Origin of the sequence: Rhizobium sp. NFACC06-2 (assembly GCF_900101425.1) — a bacterium.
GTDB classification, from domain to species: domain Bacteria; phylum Pseudomonadota; class Alphaproteobacteria; order Rhizobiales; family Rhizobiaceae; genus Agrobacterium; species Agrobacterium leguminum.
In genome coordinates this window covers 1-22,291 of the sequence record NZ_FMVA01000007.1, presented here as the reverse complement: position 1 = coordinate 22,291, position 22,291 = coordinate 1, and the positions used below count along the sequence as shown (strand labels likewise).

The 22,291-nt window shown below is 60.0% G+C and carries 13 protein-coding genes; all 13 read left to right on the top strand.

Translation table 11 applies throughout. The features are described 5' to 3' along the window. Positions 1–289: 289 nt before the first annotated feature. The 13 genes from F3H58_RS13460 to F3H58_RS13405 all read left to right on the top strand — a co-directional run bounded on the left by F3H58_RS13460 (position 290) and on the right by F3H58_RS13405 (position 22,058). Positions 290–7,387, top strand: coding sequence for a type I polyketide synthase (locus tag F3H58_RS13460; RefSeq protein WP_149742553.1), 7,098 nt, complete (start codon positions 290–292; stop codon positions 7,385–7,387). Between the two features lie 143 nt (positions 7,388–7,530). Next, complete coding sequence (locus F3H58_RS13455; RefSeq protein ID WP_149742552.1) at positions 7,531–11,694, top strand: hotdog fold thioesterase; 4,164 nt, start codon at positions 7,531–7,533, stop codon at positions 11,692–11,694. Next, entirely contained in the window at positions 11,691–13,364 is a 1,674-nt protein-coding gene (locus tag F3H58_RS27390) for a PfaD family polyunsaturated fatty acid/polyketide biosynthesis protein (protein WP_210246918.1), read from the top strand. Before F3H58_RS13455 ends, F3H58_RS27390 begins: the two co-directional genes overlap by 4 nt. Positions 13,365–13,381: 17 nt before the next feature. Beyond that, positions 13,382–14,746: an aspartate aminotransferase family protein gene (locus F3H58_RS27385; RefSeq protein ID WP_210246917.1), complete on the top strand. Its 1,365-nt coding sequence runs from the start codon at positions 13,382–13,384 to the stop codon at positions 14,744–14,746. Next, the gene (locus F3H58_RS13445; protein WP_149742551.1) at positions 14,743–15,510 is read left to right on the top strand and encodes an SDR family NAD(P)-dependent oxidoreductase; all 768 of its coding nucleotides are present in this window, start codon (positions 14,743–14,745) and stop codon (positions 15,508–15,510) included. Before F3H58_RS27385 ends, F3H58_RS13445 begins: the two co-directional genes overlap by 4 nt. Before the next feature lie 13 nt (positions 15,511–15,523). Continuing rightward, positions 15,524–16,753 (top strand): SDR family oxidoreductase, encoded by a 1,230-nt coding sequence (locus F3H58_RS13440; protein WP_149742550.1) that lies wholly within the window; start codon positions 15,524–15,526, stop codon positions 16,751–16,753. Between the two features lie 101 nt (positions 16,754–16,854). Next, a complete protein-coding gene (locus tag F3H58_RS13435; RefSeq protein WP_149742549.1) occupies positions 16,855–17,208 on the top strand; it encodes an ArsR/SmtB family transcription factor in 354 nt (117 codons plus the stop codon). An 83-nt stretch (positions 17,209–17,291) separates the two neighbouring features. Next, positions 17,292–17,819: an arsenate reductase ArsC gene (locus tag F3H58_RS13430; protein ID WP_149742548.1), complete on the top strand. Its 528-nt coding sequence runs from the start codon at positions 17,292–17,294 to the stop codon at positions 17,817–17,819. Then, positions 17,819–18,877, top strand: coding sequence for an ACR3 family arsenite efflux transporter (gene arsB / locus F3H58_RS13425; RefSeq protein WP_149742547.1), 1,059 nt, complete (start codon positions 17,819–17,821; stop codon positions 18,875–18,877). The genes F3H58_RS13430 and arsB overlap by 1 nt, the downstream gene beginning before the upstream one ends. A 2-nt stretch (positions 18,878–18,879) precedes the next feature. Then, the gene (arsC, locus tag F3H58_RS13420) at positions 18,880–19,302 is read left to right on the top strand and encodes an arsenate reductase (glutaredoxin) (RefSeq protein ID WP_149742546.1); all 423 of its coding nucleotides are present in this window, start codon (positions 18,880–18,882) and stop codon (positions 19,300–19,302) included. Beyond that, the gene (gene arsH, locus F3H58_RS13415; RefSeq protein ID WP_286169556.1) at positions 19,277–20,005 is read left to right on the top strand and encodes an arsenical resistance protein ArsH; all 729 of its coding nucleotides are present in this window, start codon (positions 19,277–19,279) and stop codon (positions 20,003–20,005) included. The genes arsC and arsH overlap by 26 nt, the downstream gene beginning before the upstream one ends. Positions 20,006–20,300: 295 nt before the next feature. After that, entirely contained in the window at positions 20,301–21,674 is a 1,374-nt protein-coding gene (locus tag F3H58_RS13410) for an ISNCY family transposase (protein ID WP_149741356.1), read from the top strand. A gap of 120 nt (positions 21,675–21,794) precedes the next feature. After that, complete coding sequence (locus F3H58_RS13405; protein ID WP_149741357.1) at positions 21,795–22,058, top strand: hypothetical protein; 264 nt, start codon at positions 21,795–21,797, stop codon at positions 22,056–22,058. The last annotated feature ends 233 nt before the right edge of the window (positions 22,059–22,291 follow it).

Sequence of the window (22,291 nt, the reverse complement as noted above, 5' to 3'; positions counted from 1 at the left end):
TGGATTTTGATTGCCAGTTTTCACCAACTCAACCAAAGATGTCTGAATTATGAAAACTTCAACGTAAAGTATATTAATGCTTTTCAAGTGAATGAATATATGTTTTATACGTCCTTAGACGCCTAAGTGCGAAATTAAGTGATCAATACACTGAATTAATATTCCGATTTTGGAGTATTGATTGGGCCTATGTACGCGCTACGGCGCGGAAAACTCGAATTACATCCTGATTTTTCTTGTCTCTGACGGGAGCGCTGCTTTCCGTCCCCAGGGAAGGACTATTATTGTGATGCCGCAGAACCACACTCCCGCACCGCCGCCTCTGGAGATCGCTATCGTCGGCATGGCCAGCCATTTTCCCGATGCAGCCGATCTCTATGATTTCTGGTCCAATATCGTGAACGGTCACGACGCGATCCGCGACGTCGATACGGTCGATCCGGTCGAATATTGGAGGCCGGAAGATTTTTACGATCCGGATCCGCGCGCTGCCGACAAGGTCTATGGCCGCAAGGCGGGCTTCGTGCCGCCGATCGATTTCGATCCCGTCGGTTTCAAACTGCCGCCTCTGATGATGCAATCGATCAGCACGGCGCAGCTTTTCGCGCTGCATGTGGCAAAACAGGCCATGGCGGATGCCGGTCTTCTGGGGGCGGGGGCCGACAAGATCGACCGCGACCGGATCGGCGTCATTCTGGGCGGTTCCGGCAACGGCAATACGGCGTTTTCGCTGGCGGTGCGTCAGCAGATACCGTTCCTGCGCAATATCCTCCTCAATAGCGGCCTGTCCGCAGAGGTGGCGGAGGACACGATCGAGCGGTTGCAGGGCCTGTCGCTGGAATGGAACGAGGATAGTTTTCCCGGCTTTCTCGGCAATGTGGCCTGCGGCCGCATCGCCAGCTATTTCGATCTCGGCGGCACCTCTTATATGGTCGATGCCGCCTGCGCGAGCAGTCTTGCCGCTATCAAGGCCGCCATCGGCGAATTGGCGGATGGCAGCTGCGACGCCGTGTTGACCGGCGGCGTCAATCTCGAAAATTCGATTTTCTCGTTCCTGTGCTTCAGCAAGACGCCCGCTTTGTCGAAAAGCAACCGTTCGCGGCCTTTCGACAAAAAATCCGACGGCATGATGCTGGGCGATGGCGTCGGTTATCTGGTGCTGAAGCGGCTTGCGGATGCGGAGCGCGACGGCGACCGCATCTATGCGGTGATCCGGGCGCTCGGCGCTTCCAGCGACGGCCGCGCCAAGAGCATTTTCGCGCCGCGTTCCGAGGGGCAGGTCAAGGCACTGAAGCGCGCCTATGCCCAAGCGGGATTGACGCTGGCGGATATTCAATTGATCGAGGCGCATGGCACCGGCACGGAATCCGGCGACGAGACTGAGATCAAAAGCCTTATCAGGCTGTCCGAAGAACAAGGTATCGATACGAGCCATTCCATCGCTGTCGGCAGCATCAAATCGCAGATCGGCCATACGCGTTGTGCCGCCGGTGCTGTCGCGATGATGAAAGTGGCGCTTGGCCTTTATCACAAGGTCCTGCCGCCGACGATCAATGTGGAAGAACCCACCGAGATTTTGACCAAGCCATTCTACGTCAACACGCTGGCGCGGCCATGGATGCGTCCGCAGGGCGGCGAATTGCGGCGCGGCGCCTTGAGCGCCTTCGGTTTTGGCGGCACCAATTTCCACGTCATTCTGGAAGAATATGAACCGGAAACGCGCGAGCAGGCCTACAGGCTGAGCCGGTCGGCGCAGGTTCTGGCGTTTCACGCACCGAACCCGGCCATGCTGGAGGCGACCTGCCGCGACGCTCTTTCACAGCTTTCCGGGGAGGCGAAGACCGCCTTTTTCGAAGCCCATCTGGCTGATAGCGGCAGGCTCGCACCTGCGCCATCCTCCGCTCGTCTGGCTTTCGCCGCAGTGACGCCGGAAGAGGCCTCCGAGCTGCTGGCGCAGGCCTTGACCCTGCTGCAATCCGAACCCGACAATAGTTTGGAACATCCGGCGGGTATTTATTACAGGCCCGAGGCGGCGCTGGTCGCGGGCCGTGTCGTTGCGCTTTTCCCGGGGCAGGGCGCGCAATATGTCAATATGGGCGCGGGCGTGACCCTCGATTATCCGGAGCTGCGTCAGGCGGTGGAAGATGCCGATGCCGTGGCGCGCGACGTCGGCCTGCCGCCTTTGTCGGCTGTCATTTATCCGCCGCCGGCCTTTTCCGATGAGGAAACTTTTGCGCAGGCCCGTGAACTGACCCGCACCGCCAATGCCCAGCCGGCCATCGGCGCGGTGAGCGCCGGTTATTTCCGGCTGCTGCAACGTCTCGGCTTTACCCCGGATTTCGTCGCCGGGCACAGCTATGGCGAACTGACCGCGCTCTGGGCGGCGGGCGTGCTTTCGGATGCGGATTTTCACCGGGCCTCGCTTGCCCGCGGCCGCGCGGTCGAGATGCCGAGCGGTCTTGCCGATCCGGGCGCGATGCTTGCCGCGCAGATGCGTTATGAGGAAGCCGGGGAATTGCTTGCCGCCGTTCCGGATATCGTGATCGCCAATGACAATGCGCCGGAACAGCTTGTTTTCGGCGGCTCGACCGAGGCGATTGCGCGCGCCCATGCCTGGCTTTCGCAGCGTGGCCGCCGCAGCCAGACCCTGCCGGTTTCGACAGCCTTCCACACATCCTATGTCAGCCATGCGGCCGATCCCTACCGGGAAGGTATTGCCGGCGTCGAGTTCGCAAGACCGCGCTGCGCGCTTTATTCCAGCGCAACGGCCGAACCCTATGGCGAAGACCCTGCGCATTATCGCGATGCGCTGGTTGGGCAACTCGTACAGCCAGTGCGTTTTCGAGAAATGATCGAGCGGCTCTACGCCGATGGCGGTTATCTGTTCGTCGAGATTGGACCCAAGGGCATTCTCGGCAAACTGACCGCCGACATTCTGAAGGGCAAACCGCATGCGGTGGTTTCGCTCAATCCGAGCGCCAATGGCGAAGAAGCGGTGCAATTGCGCCGGGCGCTGGCGAAGCTGGTGGTGGAGGGCGTTGCCCTCTCTGACGCCGACCCCTATGCCCGCAAGCGCCCGCCGGAGGAGCGGCCGACCAGACAGGCTTCCAGCTTCACCCTTCAGGGCGGCTTTTACCTGACCGAGAAGAACCGCAAGCGGCGCGAACATGCGCTGCGCCACGATACGCGCGTGGTGGAGAAATTCCTCGCCGAGCGCACCGCACGAAATATGCCCGGCCCGATTGTTTATCCGGACCCCAAGGCCGAGCCTCAGCCGACGCAGAACATTCCGGTTTTCCCGTCGGTTGCCAAACCCGTTCTCCACACTTTGTCCTCCCATGCCACTGACAGGATCGAGATAGCAATGACGCGCCAATCCGAGAATATTCCGAAGCCGGACCAGATGGACAGGCAGATCGAAAGCCAGAATTTGCTCAGCCAGCTTCACCAGCAGTTCCAGACCAACCAGAAAGATTATATCGACATGCTGGGGTCTCTGGTCAGCAAGCAGCACAGCCTGCTGGAGAAGTTCCACGGCCATCCGCAGATGGAGAGCATGACCGCAAGTCTGGCCCGCAGCCTGCAATTGCTGGAGCGCAATCAGGAACTCTACCATCTCAACCATGAGCGCTACTTCGATAACCAGATGTCGCTGATGAGCGGCGAGGCGGTTCGCAGCCGCCCGCCTATTCCGGCCCTTTTGCCGAACACGCTGGAAATGCCGAAACCGGCGGAGCCGCTGGCATTGCCGCATCAGCAGAGTTTTGCGCCCGCAACCCAGGCCGTAGCGAAACCCGCTATTGTCCCGGCTCCGCAGCCTCTCGCTGCGCCGGTTACGGCCATTGTCGCTCCGAAACCGGTTGTGCCGGCAATAGCCGATCCTCAGCCAGTGCCGGCCGCCGCTCAGGCTCCAGTTCTCAGCGCCGAGGATCAGTCGAGGATCGCCGTTCTTGAAGCCATCACCGAAGAGCGGCTGATCCGCCAATTGACGGAAATCGTCAGCGAGCGAACGGGATATCCGGTCGACATGATCGGCGATCAGATGGATCTCGAGGCTGATCTAGGTATCGATTCCATCAAGCGTCTGGAGATTTTCGGTGCGATGTTCGACCGTCTGTCGAATGGCACCCGGCTTCTGGAAGATGCGGACAAGAACCGCAACGACGAGAATTTTGATATCGAAACCATGAGCAATATCCGCAAGATGACGCAGTTCTTCCTGCGCACGGTCGACGAATTGCTCGCCGGCATCAAAGGCTCGTCGCCCGCCGTCACACCCGCCGCAGAGATCGTAACGCCGATAGCGATGCCGGCTCGGGTTCTCAGCCCCGACGATCAGGCGCGAATTTCGACGCTTGAAGGGATCACCGAAGAGCGGCTGGTGCGGGAATTGACGGAAATCGTCAGCGAGCGAACGGGATATCCGGTCGACATGATCGGTGATCAGATGGATCTCGAGGCCGATCTAGGTATCGATTCCATAAAGCGTCTGGAGATTTTCGGTGCGATGTTCGACCGTCTATCGAATGGCACCCGGCTTCTGGAGGATGCGGACAAGAACCGCAACGACGAGAATTTTGACATCGAAACCATGAGCAATATCCACAAGATGACGCAGTTCTTCCTGCGCACCATCGACGAATTGCTGGCCGATATCAAAGGCGTGTCGACCCTGACCGCCGTTACGGAAACGCCGAAGCCTGCTGCCCCCGGCAGCGCGCCTGCCGTGGCCGGCGCTTCCGTCGTGACTCTCCAGCGTCTCGGCGTGGTGACATCCACGAAGCTCTCCGGCACCGGCGACGAGGAGACCTCCCAGCCAAAAAAAGCTTTGGCTGAGCAGGATGCCTTCGCACCTCTTGCTCAGCCGGTTATCGCTGTCCCTTCCGTCTATCGTCACATTGTGGTGCGTCAGGACCTTGCACGGCCGGACAGAATGCCGCTTTCGCTCGCCGCCGGCCGCATCTGGTTGCTTGTCGATGACGGCAAGCGATTGAGCGATATATTGGCCACGCGCCTGCTGGCGCAGGGTCAGAGAGTCGTCCGTATTCAGTTGTCCGCGCTGGCCAAACCGGCAAAGGGCAAAAGAAAGCAAGCCGCCGGAACGGCTATTGACGGTGTGAGAGATTACAGTCTCCAGGACCGAAGCAAAGCGGGTGTCGAGGCTTTGATCGCCGAAATCGAACGGGCGGAAGGCCCCATCGGCGGGTTCATCCACCTGCAGCCCGCAACCGCTGCGGCATCGATGGGCGAGGTCTTTGCCGAGGCGGGTTATGACGCCGCCGTGACGCTTTTCACCCTGGCCGGCGTCCTGCGGCCGAGACTGACGAATGCGGAGGGACGCAGCACCTTCTTTGCCGTCAGCCAATATGACGGTGCGCTGGGAACGGCGGGCAGGGGTCTCTTCAATGCGGCCGGCGCGAGTGTCGGCGGATTGACGAAATCGCTCGTCGTCGAATGGGAAGACGTCTTTTGCCGCTGGGTGGATATCGATCCGGACCTGACGGCCGAAGAGACGGCCGACCTCATCGTCGAGGAGCTGGAAGACCCGCAGACGGCGCTGGTGGAGGTTGGACGTGGTCCTGAAGGATCGCGTATAACCCTGATATGCCGCGCCGAACCGGTGGCCACGCAGCAGGACACTGGGCTTGATGCGGACAGCGTGCTTCTCGTCAGCGGCGGCGCTCGCGGCATTACCGCCGATTGCGTGATCGCCCTTGCCGAACGTCATCCAGTCCGTTTCGCCCTGCTGGGACGCACCGATATCGACGCGCCGCTGCCCGAATGGGCCGAGGGCATTGAGGGCGATGAGGCCCTCAAGGCAGCGGCGATTGCAGCCTTAAAGGCCGAAGGCGAGCAGCCGACGCCGGTAAAAGTGGAAAAAATGCTGAATGGCTCGCGCCATGCGGCGCAAATCCGCCAGACCTTGGCAAGGATCGAGGAACTTGGCGGCAAGGCGGCTTATTTCGCCTGCGATATCGCCGACGCCAAGGATGTCGAACACACGGTCGCCGCTGTCGAGGAAACCCTCGGCAAGATCACCGGCATCGTCCACGGCGCTGGTCTTCTGGCCGACAAACGCATCGAGAAAAAGACGGCTGAGGATTTCACTGCGGTTTTCGATACCAAGGTGCGCGGCCTGCAAAACCTCATGCAGGCGCTCCAGCCGGAGGCGATAAAACATCTGGTGCTGTTTTCCTCCGTCTCGGGTTTCTTTGGTAATGCCGGGCAGACCGACTATGCCATGGCGAACGAGGTGCTGAACAAGTTCGCGCATATGTTCAAGGCGGACTATCCCGACGCTTTCGTCCGCAGCATCGGCTGGGGTCCATGGGATAGCGGCATGGTCAATGACGTGCTCAAGAAAGCCTATAGCGAGCGCGGGCTGGCGATCATCCCGGTGGAGACAGGTATCAAGTTCTTCGCAGACGAATTCGGCTCTGGCGACGGTGCGCAAATCCTGGTGGGTGGCGAAAGCTACAAGGTGGCGCGGACGGTCAAGACCGTCACTACATCGCGCATCGTCGAGCGCAGTGTCGATCTCCGGACCGCGCCTTTCCTCGCCGACCATATGGTCGACGGGCGCTTCGTCCTGCCGGCGACGGCGGCGGCGAGCTGGCTGGTAAAGCTTGCGGAAGACATGTTGCCCGGCTACCGTTTCGAGACCCTGCTCGGCTTCAAGGTTCTGAAGGGCGTCGCCCTTGAGAGCGGGGAAACCTGCCTGCTGGAAGCGCATATCGAGCCGGCGGCGGAGACGTTGGCTGCCGGCGACCGGCATGCGCTGACGATCTCGGTTTCCAGCCGGTCGGAATCCGAACGTCACAACCGCTATATCGGCACCGTGGTCTTGAGCCGTGAAATGAGCTTTCGCCCGCGTCTCGGCTCCTTCGATCTGCGCAAGGATGACGAGCCCTTGGGTTATCCGCTCTATGGCACGCCGCAGGAAGGCCCGTTGCTGTTCCACGGTCCGAGTTTCCGAGGGCTGCGGGAGGTGCTGAATGGCGGCGAGCAGGGTCTGACGCTCGCCTGCGAGCTGACGCCGGTGGAAGAGGCGATGCAGGGGCAGTTCCGCACCACATCCTTCAACGCCTATCTCGGTGACGTCTTCATGCAGGCGCCGTGGCTGTGGCTGATCCTCGGCAGCGACTATGTCGGATTGCCTTCCGCCATCGGCCGCATCGACCGTTTCGCCACGCTGGGTTTCGGTGAGAAGTTCTTCCTCTCGATGACGATCAAATCGCTCACACAGGCAAGCCTGCTGGTGGATATCGCCGTGCATGACGAGGTGGGGCAGCTTTATTTCCGGCTGTTGGATGTCCAGTTCACCGTTTCCCGGCAATTGCGCGAGCGGCTGGTGGGGCGTGAAGACAAGGTCGAGGCGGCCGAATAACCGCCCGACAATTCTTCGGAAAAGCGAAGGCTTTCCGGGGCAATCGTAACAACAGGCAGAGAGACGCGTTTCCGCATTCCGTATCTGGTCGTTGAGGCCGGAAACGCTCTCTTCTGCGCGCAATTTGACGAAGGACGATGGCGATGGGACAGATAGCAATCACGGGTCTTGGATGCGTTTTTCCCGGAGCGGATTCGCCCGACCGTTACTGGCAAAATCTGGTCGAGGGCAGGGACTGCACCTCCCTGCTTTCCGCCGTCGAACTGGGCGTCGATCCCGGCCTTTACCATCATCCCGAGCCGGGAACGCCCGATCACATCTGCTATACCCGCAATGGGCATGTGCGTGACTTCCGTTTCGATGCCGAGGGTTACCGGCTGCTGCCAAATGAGCTTCGCGCGCTCGATCCGCTGTTTCACTGGACGATGCATGCCGCACGGCAGGCGCTTGAGGATAGCGGCTCGTCGCCGCAGCGCTGCGGCCTGATTGCCGGCAATATCGGCATGCCGACCCATTCGGGCAAACGGCTGATGTCGGGTTTTTACCATCGCATCCTCGAGCCTTATCTGCGCGAATTGCTCGACAGGCCGGATTTTACTTTCGCCTCCTATTGGGATGCCTCGGGTCTTTCCGGGCTCAACCTCATGACCGGCAGTCACAACGCCACCATTGCGGCTCTGGCGCTCGGCCTGTCCGGCCCGACTTATGCCATCGATGCTGCGTGCTCCTCGGCGCTTTACGCCATCCGCGTCGCGAGTTCCTACCTTCTCGATGGCAGCGCCGACATGATGCTGGCCGGCGCGGTCTGCCATGCCGATCATATTTATCTCGACCACGGCTTCAACGTGTTGCAGGCGTTTCCGTCCGACGGGCGCTCGGTTCCCTTCGACCGGGCCTCGCAGGGGCTGAAGGCCGGGGAGGGCGCCGGCATCGTGGCACTTAAACGTTACGAGGATGCACTCCGCGACGGCGACCGGATTTACGGCGTCATCGAGGCGATCGGCGTTTCCAACGATGGCGGCGCCAAACATATGCTGTTGCCGGACCCGCATGGGCAGATGCTGGCGCTGCAGCGCGCCTATGCCGGCATTTCGCCTGAGATCGATTATCTGGAATGCCATGCGACCGGCACGCCGGCCGGCGATCAGGTGGAGCTTTCCACCATCGAGCGCTTTTTCGGCGAAGCCGCGCTGCCGCTTCTCGGCGCGAACAAGGCCAATAACGGCCACAGCCTCACCGCATCCGGCATGGCGAGCCTTCTAAAAGTGCTTCTGGCAATGCGCCATGACCTGATACCGGCGACGCTGGATATCGAAAACCTCGTCGCCACGCCGAAGGGCCTCGTCAACCGCGATCATATCGTGCGTGAGAACCGGCCCTGGGCGAAGAGGGCGAAACCGCGCCGCGCCGGTATCAACGCCTTCGGTTTCGGTGGTGTCAACGGCCATATGGTGCTGCGCGAACATGTTGCCGGCGAAGCCGCTCCGGCCGTTGCCACCACCCCGATTGCTGCCCCGGCCGAACTGGATATTGTCGGCATCGCCATGGCTCTGCCGGGAACCGACAATGTCGAAACCTTCCGCGAGACCGTCGCCACCGGACGCCAATGGTTCCAGCCCCTGCCGCGCACGCGCTGGCTCGGCCTCGAACCGCGCCGCGATATTCTCGCCATCGGCGGCATGGAAGAAGCGCCGAAGGGCGGCTATATCGAGAGCTTCGATTTCGATTGCCGCCATTTCAAGCTGCCGCCCAAGGTCATCGGCAATCATCTTCTCGCCCATGCCTTCCTGCTGCCCGTGGCAGAGCGGGCGTTTCTCGATGCGGGTTATGCGCTTGACGGGCAGAGACGCAATATTGCGGTGATCGTCGCGCGGGATGTCGATCATAGCTGCCTGCGCTATCAGGCGCGCAACGAGATCGGCTGGCAATTGCGCGACAGCCTCGAGCGCTGCGGCGTCGCACTTTCCGCCGAGCAGATGCAGGCGCTGCAAGGCATCGTCAAGGACAGCCTGTTTCCGGAACCTTTTGCGGAAGGCATTACCGGTGGGGTCGGCAATATCGCCGCAAGCCGCGTCGCCGCGCATCTTCGGCTCGACGGACCGGCCTTTGCGCTCTGCTCGCATGAAAGCTCGGCTTTCAAGGGGCTGCAACTGGCGCGCTACATGCTCTCCGAAAATATGGTCGATGCGGTCATTCTCGCGAGCAGTGCCTGCGACGGCGGGCTTGAAAACATGGTCTATGCCACGCCCCATCGCAGCCAGCCCGTGGGTGAGGGCTGCGGCGTGCTGATGCTGGAAAAGGCCGGGAGTGGGGCGGCGGGCCGTGCCTATGCGCGCCTGCGCGGGCTCGAAATTCAGCACGACACGACCCCTGGCGTGACCTTCCAGCCATCGGCGGATGCGGTGGCGCGCACGGTGCAAACCTGCCTGCAAAAAGCCGGCGTCGGACCTGCGGATATCAGCTATATCGAGCGCTACAGCATGGCGCAGGACACGGAGGCGCGTGTCGAGGCGGAAGGGCTGGCGCAGGTTTATGGCGCGGCGGTTCCCGCAGGAAGTTCAAAGAACAATTACGGGCATCTCGGTGCGGCATCCGGCATGCTCAGCCTCATTCATTCGGCACTGGTTCTGCATTACGGCCTGTCGCCGCGATCCACCAATGGGCGGCAGCTGGCGGCCATCAGCGGCATGGGTGTCGACCGGGCTTATGCGCATATCGTGCTGGAAAGCCCGGCCGTGGCACGGCCGCATGCCGCGCGCTCAGCGGCGCAGACGCCGGCGGCCGATCCGCTGCTGGTCAGGGTTTTCACTGGACGCGAGCGCACCATCCCCGAGATCATTCTCGATCCCGCCAATATAACCCTCTTTCAAAAATCGCGCTTCGGGACGCCGCTTCGGCCGTCCCCGGCAGTGGTGGCCGAATCTTTCCCCAATCCGGTTACCGACTGCCTCCAACGCCTGCCGCTGGATTGGCAGCAGCGGCAGGCGGTCCGCAATGCCCGCACCAATCTGCGCTTCATGCAAACCGAACAGGCGTTTTATCGCTGCCTGCGCCAAATGATGGCCAGCGAAACGGCCGTGCCTTCGCGTCTCGCGCTGTTCGACGAAGCGCAACTGATCGAACTGACGGACGGTTCGGTGAGCCGCGTGCTCGGGCCGGATTATGCGCTGGCCGATAGCTACGCGATCCGCACGCGCATGCCGTCGCCGCCCTATATGTTCGCGTCACGCATCACCGGTACGACCGCAAAAGCAGGTGCGTTGGAGCCGTGCCGCATCGAATGGGAACTCGATTTGCCTGACGGTGCCTGGTTCATGTGCGAGGGCAAGGTTCCGGCTTTCGTGGCGCTGGAATCCTCGCATGCGATGATCGTCGCCTTCACGCTCATCGGCTGCGACCAGCTTTTCCGGGGCGAATTGCGCTACCGGGCCGTGGACAGCCGCACCTTCGTTTACGGCGAAATGCCGCGCGCCGGCGAATTGCTGCGGGGGCGGGTGGATATCAAGTCCTTCCTCAAGGTCGGGCGCAATATTCTGGTCTCCTATGAATATTGGTGCCTTGCGGATGAGCGTCCCGTCTTCCGGCTGGAGGCGAATTCCGGCTTCTTCCTGCCGCGCGATCTGGAACGGTCCAAAGGCGTGGATTCCTCATCGTTCCTCAAGAATGACGGCACGGCGCGAAGCCCGTTCGTGCCGCTTCTCACCTGCGCGAAACAGCGTTTTGGCGAGGCCGAGATCGAGGCGCTGGGCGCCGGCGATCCCGCCGGCTGCTTCGGGACCGACTATCGGACCGAGGCCGTTCCGCCAAAGCTCTGGACGCCGATGGCGCGGATGCTCGACCGGGTGGTGTCCGTCGATGCCAAAGGCGGGGCGTTCGGCCTCGGCGTGGTGGTGGGCGAGCGCGATATTGATCCCGGCCATTGGGCTTTCAGGGCGCATTTCAAGAACGACCCCTGCTTGCCGGGAACGCTTCTGGTGGAAGGCTGCGAACAGCTCCTCAAATTCTATCTGGCCTATCTCGGGCTCTATTCGGCTCCCGGTCTCGATGGCCACACGCTGACCGATCACCAGTATAGCGCCAAGTTCCGCGGCGAAGTGAAGCCGCAGCGCGATACGCTGCGCTACCGCCTGACCTGCAAGTCGATCGACGTCGCCTATGGCGAGGATGGCGTCACGCTGGAGCGCGCAGCCTTCGTCTTCGTCGCCGAGATCATCCACAAGGACAATGTCATCGGCATTTGCGACAATCTCGGCGCCGGTTTTTCCCGTCGCCGCAACGACCAATCACCATGGGTGGCCGCAGCATGAACGAGAACCTGCACATCAATTCCACACCGCTTCTGCGGGCATGGCGGAAACAGGCCGATAGCGCCGCTTCCGTCGAGGCGACCGGCCGGCTTCTCGCCGATCTCGGCCAGCGGCTCTATGTGGTGAATACCGGCGATCGGCTGTCGCTTGAAACAGCCTGCGACAATGCGCAGGCATGCGAGGGCATGGTGCCGGCACTGGAACCGCAGCAGCTTGGCGATCCGGCGTTCCGTCACGATTACGGCGTGCGCATGGCCTATTACGCCGGCGCGATGGCCAACGGCATCAATTCCGAAGACATGGTGATTGCGCTTGGCCGGCAGGGGCTTCTCGGCTTTCTCGGCGCGGGCGGGCTCGGCCGCGAGCGTGTCGCATCGGCGCTGGCGCGCATCGGCGCGGCGTTGCCGCAGGGGCCGTGGGGCGTCAATCTCCTGCACAATCCCGGCGACGCCGAATGGGAGATGGATGTGGTGCGCCTGTGCATCCGCCACGGGGTCAGGGTGGTGGAAGCCTCAGCCTATATGAACCTTTCGCCGGCCATCGTTTACTGGCGTGCGTCCGGGCTTGTCCGAAGCGGGCAGGGCGGCATCGACATCCGCCACCGCATCATCGCCAAGGTTTCGCGGCGCGAGGTGGCGCAGCATTTCATCCATCCGGCCCCGGAAAAAATCCTGGCGAGGCTGGTCGAGGACGGCCTGATCTCCACTGAGCAGGCGGCGATGGCGGGCGAGGTGTCGATGGCCGACGATATCACCGTCGAGGCGAATTCCGGCGGCCATACCGATAATGGCGTGCTGAGCTGCGCCTTTCCTTCCATTGCGGCGCTGCGCGATGAGATCGTCGAAGCTCGCGGCGAAGCCTTCTGCATTCGTATCGGTGCGGCGGGCGGCATTGGCAATCCGCAGGCGGTTTACGCGGCCTTCGCCATGGGTGCGGCCTATGTCTGCACCGGTTCGATCAATCAGGCCTGCATGGAGGCGGGCACCTCGCCGCAGGTGAAGACGCTGCTCGGACGCGCGAAAACGGACGATGTGGCGATGGCACCTTCCGCCGACATGTTCGAGATCGGGGCCAGGGTGCAGGTGCTGAAGAGCGGCACCATGTATGCCATGCGGGCGCAGAAGCTCTACAATCTCTACAAGCAATATGACGGCCTCGAAGATATTCCCGCCGTCGAGATCGCCAGTCTGGAAAGCGTGATTTTCCAGAAGTCGCTGCCGCAGGTCTGGGAGGAGACACGGCAGTTTTTCCAGTCGCGCGGCAACCCTAAAATTGTGGAAGCGGCGGAAGCGCATCCGAAGAAACGCATGGCGCTGGTCTTCCAGTGGTATCTCGGCCAATCCTCCCGCTGGGCGATTGCCGGCGAGAAAACCCGCGCGGTCGACTACCAGATATGGTGCGGCCCCGCCATGGGCGCGATCAATGAATGGCTGCGCGGGAGTCCCTATGAGGCGGTCGAAAGCCGCTCCGTCGTCGCGATCGCAGATCTCCTAATGCGCAATGCGGCCTATCTGGCGCGGCTTGCCTCCCTCAAACATGCGGGCATGCCGGTGCCAGAAGCGCTTTATCGCTACCGGCCCTGGGCGGAGAATTTCGCGCCGCACCTGATACCGTCCTCAGCCAATTCCTCCCTGCCAATCGGAACCGTGCCGGCAGCACAGCCGGCCTAACTGGAGAAAGCACAGCCATGATCACGGATACAGACAGCAAGCTGACGCTGAAGATTTCGCGCGATTTCTACAAGCGCCTCTGGGAACTGATGCCGGGCGGCACCCATTATAATTTCGGCGATGCCGAGCGCGCCTTCGTGGTGCCTTTCAACAAGGGCCGCAATTCCCGCGTATGGGATCTGGACGGCAACGAACATCTGGACCTGTTCTGCAAGTTCGGCGCGCTTTTCGTCGGCCACCACAATGAAGCCTATAATGAGGCGCTCATCCGCTACATGGAAAAGGTCACCTCCGTCGATACCTGCGATCTGGAGATCGAGGTGGCGGAACTGATGATCAAGCATATTCCCTGCGCCGAGATGGTGCGCTTTTGCCTGAGCGGCACGGAAGCCGTGCAAAATGCGCTGCGGCTTGCGCGCGGCTTTACCGGCAAGAACCGTTTCATCCGCTTCCATGGCCACTACCACGGCAACGCCGACAACGTCATGGGCTTCCGCAAGAAGGACAATCTCGATTTTCCCGTACCGGAAAAATACCAGGGCGACATGCTCGATACGCTCGGCCGTGCCGAAGGCGTGCTCGAAAGCCAGAGTTTCATGTTGCCGTGGAACGATATCGATGCGCTGGAAGCCACCATCCGCCGCTACGGCAACGAAATCGCCGCCGTGCTGATGGAGCCGATCTGCATCAATGGCGGCGGCATCTTCCCGGTCGAAGGGTATCTGGAGCGGACCAAGGAACTGTGCGAAGAGCATAATATCGTGTTGATCTTCGACGAGATCATTACCGGCGTGCGGTTGGGTCTCGGTGGCGCGCAGGATATTCTGGGCGTCACCCCGCATCTCGCCACCTTCGGCAAGGCGCTCGGCGGCGGATCGATGCCGATTTCCGCCATCGCCGGCCGGCGCGATATCATGGACCTTTATACGCGCGGCAAGGTCATCCATGCCGGCACCTTCAACGGTTATCCGCTGGGTCTCGCCGCAATCAAGGCGACTTTCGATATCGTCGAAAAGGACCCCGGTTGCTACGAGCGGATGCGCCGCTACACCGAACAGATTTCCGGCGTTTTCACTCGCGCGGCCAAGGCCGCCGGCATGCCGCTCGTCATTCAGGGCATGCCGACGGCGCTGGTCTATCACTCGCAGGAAGAGCCGGTGGATCGTTCCGAAGGCTATTCGCACAAGGTGAAATTCTGCGACATCATCATCCGTGAGGTGAGCAAGCGCCACGGCATCCAGTTCTCGCCGCTGTCGCGCATCTATTCCAACCTCCTGATGAACCAGGACGATGTGCATTTCTTTGAGGAACGCATTTCCGACGCACTCGTCAATGCACGCAAGGTCATGGAAATCGCCTTCAAGGACGAGGAAGTCGCGTGAGCCAGCAAATCGCGGTCGTTACCGGTGCTTCTGGCGGCTTTGGCGCCGCCATTACCCTCTCATTGCTCGAGGTGGGTTATGCGGTTGCGGCGACGGATATCGACGTCGCCGCGCTGCAACGCCTCGCGCGGGAGACCGGCAATCCGGAGCGGCTCGGCATTTTCGCCATGGATGTGACGGACCATGGCAGCGTCGAGCAGGCATCCGGCGCCATTGCCGATAAAATGGGACTGCCGGTGACCGTGCTGGTCAATAATGCCGGCATTCTCGACCGCACCTATTGCGTCAACGATCGCAGACAGACGCAGTCCCGCAAGGTCATCGACGTCAACCTTGCGGGCGCGTTCAACTGCACCGGCGTATTCACACGCTCGATGGTGCGCCAGCGTTACGGGCGCGTCATCAACATCGCCTCGATTGCGGGCATCTGGGGGGCAGGGGGAGGGGCGGCCTATGCCGCCTCCAAGGCCGGTCTCATCAAGGCTTCGGAATCCTGGGCGCAGGAACTCGGCCAGTTCAACATCAGCGTCACGGCGATTGCGCCGGGTATCTGCAAGACCAACATGTCGAAGCCTTTCGAACAGGAGGGCATCAACGACACGGTGGCCGATGAACGTCTGGTGCGCTCCATCGTGCCGGTCGGGCGCTGGGGCACGCCTGAGGATGTGGCGGAAGTCGTGACTTTCCTCGCCACCTGCAAAACCAATTATCTCAATGCCGCGGTGATCCCCATGGATGGCGGCATGCGGGTCGGAACGCTGTGAACGGAGATCGGCGATGACATATGGGAACGATGTAGAAAACATCCTGCTGACCGGCGCCACCGGCGTGATGGGCGGCCGTCTGCTGCAGGAACTATTGAGCGCGACGAAAGCGACGATTTATTGCCTTGTACGCGCGACCGATGCGGCAGAGGCAAAAAGCAAGATTGAAAGCGTTTTGTTCTGCTACGATGAGGAGCGAAGCCTGAAGCAGGAGGCCGACGCGCGTATCGTGCCGGTTCTCGGCGATGTTTCCCGGTCCAATCTAGGCTTGCAACGGCAGGTGTGGCGCGATCTTGCCGCCAGGATCGACCTTGCGCTGCATTGCGCGGCCAATGTCAATCTGATCGCCTCCTATAGCAGGATCGCGCCGGTCAATGTCGGCGGTTCGACTAACATGGTGGAGCTCTGCCTCGAGGGGAAAATTCCCCTTTTGCACACATCGAGCTTCAGCGTCATTGGCGACAAGATCTATGAGGATTTCACGCTTTATGAGGATGCGCTCGATGTCGGGCAACGTTTTCCCGACATGGATTATGAACGCTCCAAATTCGAGTCGGAAAAGCTGATGCATGCCGCCGGGCAAAAGGGCCTCGATTTCATTATCGTGCGGCCGGGCAATATCTGGGGCGACAGCCGCACCGGGCGTTATCCGTTGACTCAGACCAAGGTGAAGGGCATTTATTACGAAGCGGTGCGCGCCATCGTGGAAACCGGCTTCACCTTCGCGTCTGATGAGGATTTCGACATCACGCCGGTCGATTATGTGGCGCGGGCAAGCCTTCACCTCGCCATGAACTGGCGTGTGCATAACCGCCGCATCTTCAATCTCGTCAACCCGAAGCCCATCGACTGGAATACGTTGGTGGAACAGGTGCGCGATTGCGGCTACGTGATCCGCGAACTCTCGCGCGACAATTATTTCGATGCGCTCAATCAGGGCCGGATGCTGCGGGAGGGCAAGGCATACAGCTCGGTCTTCACCGATCTGCTGTCAATGCTGGGAAATGGCGACTATGTACGCGACAGCGGCAAATACGATACTGCCAACACCCGGAAGGCGCTCGCGGGAAGCGGTATAAGCTGCCATGAATGCGATGTCATGCTGATGATGCGCTATCTCGACTATGCCTTCGAAAAAGGTTTTCTGCCGCTCGCCGGTAGCGGCTTTCCGCTGGCTGAAATTTCCAGGACCGTCGTGCCGCGCGGTTTCATGGAACGGCTTTACGACGCGAAGCTGGTTTAAGCGCTTACAGGGGCAGGGCGAGGGGGATTCCTTCGCCCGACCTGTCGACCATGACGATATCCGTCACTTGACACAATCAATATATCCATTATTCTGGATATATGGATAAAAGTAGTGCAATAACCGCGCTTGGCGCGCTCGCCCAATCTACCCGTCTGGAGACCTTCCGGCTTCTCGTGCGCCACGAGCCGGATGGCATTCCGGCCGGTGAGCTCGCGCGTCTTGTCGACGTTCCACAGAACACGATGTCTGCGCATCTCGCCACGCTTTCCCGGGCCGGTCTGGTCAAGAGTGAGCGGCAGAGCCGTTCTATCATCTATCGCGCCGATCTTGACGGGTTGCGCCTGCTGACCCTGTTTTTGCTGAAGGATTGCTGCGGTGGTTCGACGGAGCTTTGCGCGCCGTTGATTGCTGAGCTGACACCCTGCTGCAGCCCGCAGGTAAAGCCGTCATGAACGCCGCCGGGCTGGTGTCCACCATTTCTTCTGCTTCGATCGCGGCGCTTGCCAGACCACCGATCTAACCACGGACCGAAACCATGACCGACAAGATCTATAACGTGCTCTTTTTGTGCACGGGCAATTCCGCTCGCTCCATTCTTGCCGAATCCATTCTCGCCAAGGAAGGTGAGGGGAGGTTCAATGCCTATTCGGCCGGCAGCCAGCCGAAGGGAGAGGTAAATCCTCACGCCCTGAAGGAACTGGCGGTGCTGGGGTATCCTACCAGCGGCTTCACCTCGAAAAGCTGGGACGTGTTTGCCGGGCCCGATGCGCCACGGATGGATTTCATCTTCACTGTGTGCGACAGCGCCGCCGGCGAAGCCTGTCCGGTCTGGATCGGCCATCCGATGACGGCCCATTGGGGGATAGAGGATCCTGCCGCTGTGGTCGGCTCGGAGATCGAGGTTCAGCGCGCCTTCGCGCAGGCCGCGCGTTTCCTCAAGAACAGGATCGCGGCTTTCGTCAGCCTACCCCTGCAATCCATCGATCGAATGGCGCTGGAAGCCCGGCTTCGACAGATCGGTGCATTGGATGGAACCACCAATCCTGAAGGAAAGTCGGCCTGATGTCCTTGTTCGAACGATATCTGACCGTCTGGGTGTTTCTGTGCATCGTCGCCGGTGTCGCGCTCGGCCATTTGATGCCCGGCGTCTTTCAGCTCATCGCTACGGCCGAGATCGCCAAAGTGAATATTCCGGTCGCGATCCTGATCTGGCTGATGATCATTCCGATGCTGCTCAAGATCGATTTCCGGTCTCTTTCGCAGGTCGGCATATTCTGGCGCGGCATTGGCGTGACGTTGTTCATCAACTGGGCCGTCAAGCCGTTCTCGATGGCGCTGCTGGGCTGGTTTTTCATCGGCTGGCTGTTCCGCCCTTATCTTCCGGCTGGAGAGATCGATTCCTATGTTGCCGGGTTGATCATCCTTGCCGCTGCTCCATGCACCGCCATGGTCTTCGTCTGGAGCAACCTTACACGCGGTGACCCGTTGTTTACGCTGTCGCAGGTCGCGCTCAACGATGCGATCATGGTCGTGGCCTTTGCTCCCGTGGTCGGCCTGCTGCTTGGCCTCTCCGCCATTACCGTGCCCTGGGATACGCTTGTTCTCTCCGTTGCGCTCTATATTGTCGTTCCGGTCATCCTTGCGCAGCTGATCAGGCATCGGCTCATGACTGACGGAACCTCACGGATGCTGGATTGCGTGCTCGCAAAGCTGCAGCCGGTTTCTCTGGCGGCGCTGCTTACGACACTCATTCTTCTCTTCGCCTTTCAGGGCGAGCAAATCATCGCCCAGCCGGCCATCATCGGCCTGCTCACCATTCCCATCCTCATCCAGGTCTATCTGAATTCGGGGTTTGCCTACCTCCTGAACCGCATGACGGGTGAGCGCCATTGCGTCGCCGGGCCTTCCGCACTCATTGGCGCCAGCAACTTCTTCGAACTCGCGGTAGCGGCCGCCATTAGCCTGTTCGGCTTTCAGTCAGGTGCGGCGCTGGCAACCGTTGTCGGCGTCCTCGTCGAAGTTCCGGTCATGCTTTCGGTCGTCTGGATCGTGAACCGCTCGAAGGGCTGGTATGAGGCCGCACCCGCCGTTTCCCGAACGATAATGACCGAAAGGCAGTGACCATGGAAATCACCATCCATCACAACCCGTCCTGCGGGACGTCGCGCAACACGCTGGCGCTGATCCGCGCGGCGGGGATCGAACCGACCGTGATCGAATATCTGCGGGAACCGCCGACACGCGAGAATCTCGCAAGAATGATTGCGGATGCTGGCCTGACGGTGCGCGAAGCCATGCGCGAGAAGGGGACGCCCTATGCCGAGCTCGGTCTCGACAATCCGGACCTGAATGACGATCAGTTGCTCGATGCGATGATGGAAACGCCGATCCTCATCAATCGCCCCTTTGTCTTAACACCGCTCGGCACCAGGCTCGCCCGTCCTTCAGAGGTCGTGCTGGATATTCTGCCGGACGCTTTCAAAGGGCCATTCTTCAAGGAGGATGGCGAGCAGGTTCTCGATAATGAAGGAAAGCGCATTGTCTGACAGATTTCCCGCGTTGCAGGCGCATCACCTGCACAGCATTGACCCGGAGGCTCTGCGTCCGGCGTTTTCGACCCATAAACCACGCATCCTGATCCTTTATGGCTCGCTGCGCGAGGTGTCCTATAGCCGTCTGCTGGCATTCGAGGCTGGGCGGCTGCTCGAACGGCTCGGTTGCGAGGTTCGGATATTCGATCCGAAGTGCCTGCCTTTGCCCGATGAAGCGCCAGCCAGCCATGCCAAGGTGCAGGAACTGCGTGAACTTTCAGAATGGTCGGAAGGACAGGTCTGGGTAAGCCCGGAACGTCATGGCGCGATGACCGGCATCATGAAGTCGCAGATCGACTGGATTCCTCTTGCAATCGGTTCTGTACGGCCGACACAGGGCAAGACGCTCGCCGTCATGGAAGTGTCCGGCGGCAGCCAGTCCTTCAACGCCGTGAACCAGATGCGAATTCTCGGCCGATGGATGCGGATGATCACCATTCCCAACCAGTCGTCAGTGGCAAGGGCGTATCAGGAGTTCGACGCGGAAGGCCGGATGAAGCCGTCATCCTATTATAACCGTGTCGTGGATGTCTGTGAGGAACTGGTAAAATTCACGCTGCTGACGCGTGACGCTTCCAGCTATCTCACAGATCGATATAGCGAACGCAAAGAGTTGGCAGATGAACTTGAGAAACGTGTTTCGCTAAAATCAATCTGACAAGGTGAGTTCAGTTCAACGCTTCGTGCTTTTCAATTCCGGAACCATATGATCAGTTCGATTGCGGCGGGAGAAGATATACGCAGGGTTTCGAGGCGTTGAACCAGCCATGGCTCGATTTTTCGGCGACATATGTAATGAGCAAGAGCCGTAAAAATCCGGTACTACATCATCGAATAAGTTCCATAATCTATCTTATGCGATTATTCCTTGTAGCCGCAAAGTTAAAGTGTCCTGTTTCTGCAAAGTTGGAATGTCACACTCCCCGGGTCTGAACGATGCCTGGGAGATGCAGATGGGATTGATCACGATGAGTGAGCGCGATTTGCAGCGGATCGAGGTTTTGTCGAAAGTCGTTGATGGCCGCATGACCATTGTCGCAGCGGCACATGTACTGGCAATCAGCGTTCGGCATGTTCAGAGACTGATTGGTCGTATTGAGGCTACCGGCGCTGCCTCGATCAGACATAAAGCGATCGGTCGACCGTCCAACAATAAAATAGCCACCGGCGTCCGTGATTACGTTTTGATGCTGGTGCGTGAACGCTACCTTGATTTCGGACCTACGTTCGCGGCCGAGAAGCTTCAGGAAGAGCATGGCGTCACAATCTCGCGTGAGACGCTGCGCAAATGGATGCAGGATGCCGGCATATGGCTTTCGAGAAAGCAGCGGCGAACGTTTCATCAGCCGCGGTTGCGGCGTGAGGCCTATGGCGAGTTGGTGCAGATCGACGGGTCGGAGCATCGCTGGTTCGAGGATCGTGGTCCGGCCTGCTCTCTACTGGTATTCGTTGACGACGCGACCGGTAAGCTGATGCAGCTCCGGTTTGTTCGATCTGAGAGCGCGTTTACGTATTTCGAGGCATTGGCGCTTTACCTCAAAGAGCATGGCGCACCGATTGCCTTCTATTCCGACAAGCATTCGGTCTTTCGGGTGGCAAAGAAAGACCCCAAGGGCGGCCAAGGCATGACGCAGTTCGGCCGCGCTCTATCGGAGCTGCATATCGAGATTCTTTGCGCCAATTCCAGCCAGGCCAAGGGACGCGTCGAGCGCATGAACCGGACCTTGCAAGATCGCTTGGTCAAGGAATTGCGACTTGCCAATATCAGTGACGTGGAGGCCGGCAATGCCTTCGTGCCTGCTTTCATCGAGCGATACAATGACCGCTTTGCGGTGACCCCTACCCGCCCCGAGAACCGTCATCGACCCGTCAGTCTGGCAGCAAACAGGCTGAACGACGTGCTCTGCAAACGGGAGCAACGTTATGTCGGTGCGCAGCTGACGTTCTCTTATGAGCGCAAACGCATCATGCTCGAGGAGAACGACATCACACGCGGCCTGGTCGGAAAGTATGTCGAGACATATGCTTACGCCGATGGTCGGCTGGATATCCGATGGAAAGGTCACTCTTTACCTCACAGAACCTTCGATAAGGACCAAAGCGTGACACATGCGGCGGTCGTGGAGAACAAGCGTCTCAGTGATGTGTTGGCTTACATAAAAGATCAGCAAGATCGACACCACGTCGGGAAGCCGAAGACCAACAGCAACAAGAACGGCTATAAGCCAACAGGTCGCAAGCCCGGTCGGCGGACGGATTTCATGAATGATCCGGACGTCATTGCGAGACGGCAAAAGGCTCTTGCTCAAATGGATGCGGCTGAGTGAAGGCCGCTTTTGGCCCGAAGGAGACATTTGTACTAGACTGATACGATACCCGCCCGCTTTTCAGATCGAGTAAAAATGATAGACAATTGGCACTCTGATCCAGAGATACAGGAGTCGCCATTGTCAAACGCGTCGCTCGTACAAAAAATTGAGCAATCGCTTTTGTCATTATGTCGTCGGGAAATTCTTCCGTCATCTGCTGCAAGTTCCTTCCTGCTTAACGGACGGGCGCTGGAAGCACTCCCGTATCATCTCGTCAAAGAGATGGAAGACATCGGAATGGACCTTGAGATTGCGGCTTGGCACGATAAAGAAGAGTTTAGTCCACATATTGGCCCTGTTATCTCCCGTGCAGAAGAGTGGCTGGCGAAGGTTCCTCGGTAACTTTTCGCTGAGAGCTGATGGCCGTTATTGGCGCAAAGCAGCCAAGACGCTGAGGAAGCTAAAGCCGAAGGGGGGTTCCATCACCCGCCCCCTCCCTGCCCTTGCAACCCGGCCCAGCCGGTCCGGTCGGGGGCTGGCCGTCGGCGCCAGTGTCGCATTTCTAACTGGCTGGCAGAGCGACAGATGACATTTTAACTTTGCACGATCCGCGACATTCCAACCTTGCCGCCACA

What these genes read in the sequence shown, in the direction of transcription:
- F3H58_RS13460 (WP_149742553.1), top strand. Translation starts at nt 290, where the DNA reads ATGCCGCAGAACCACACTCCCGCACCGCCGCCTCTGGAGATCGCTATC.
- F3H58_RS13455 (WP_149742552.1), top strand. Translation starts at nt 7,531, where the DNA reads ATGGGACAGATAGCAATCACGGGTCTTGGATGCGTTTTTCCCGGAGCG.
- F3H58_RS27390 (WP_210246918.1), top strand. Translation starts at nt 11,691, where the DNA reads ATGAACGAGAACCTGCACATCAATTCCACACCGCTTCTGCGGGCATGG.
- F3H58_RS27385 (WP_210246917.1), top strand. Translation starts at nt 13,382, where the DNA reads ATGATCACGGATACAGACAGCAAGCTGACGCTGAAGATTTCGCGCGAT.
- F3H58_RS13440 (WP_149742550.1), top strand. Translation starts at nt 15,524, where the DNA reads ATGACATATGGGAACGATGTAGAAAACATCCTGCTGACCGGCGCCACC.
- F3H58_RS13435 (WP_149742549.1), top strand. Translation starts at nt 16,855, where the DNA reads ATGGATAAAAGTAGTGCAATAACCGCGCTTGGCGCGCTCGCCCAATCT.
- F3H58_RS13430 (WP_149742548.1), top strand. Translation starts at nt 17,292, where the DNA reads ATGACCGACAAGATCTATAACGTGCTCTTTTTGTGCACGGGCAATTCC.
- arsB (WP_149742547.1), top strand. Translation starts at nt 17,819, where the DNA reads ATGTCCTTGTTCGAACGATATCTGACCGTCTGGGTGTTTCTGTGCATC.
- arsC (WP_149742546.1), top strand. Translation starts at nt 18,880, where the DNA reads ATGGAAATCACCATCCATCACAACCCGTCCTGCGGGACGTCGCGCAAC.
- F3H58_RS13410 (WP_149741356.1), top strand. Translation starts at nt 20,301, where the DNA reads ATGGGATTGATCACGATGAGTGAGCGCGATTTGCAGCGGATCGAGGTT.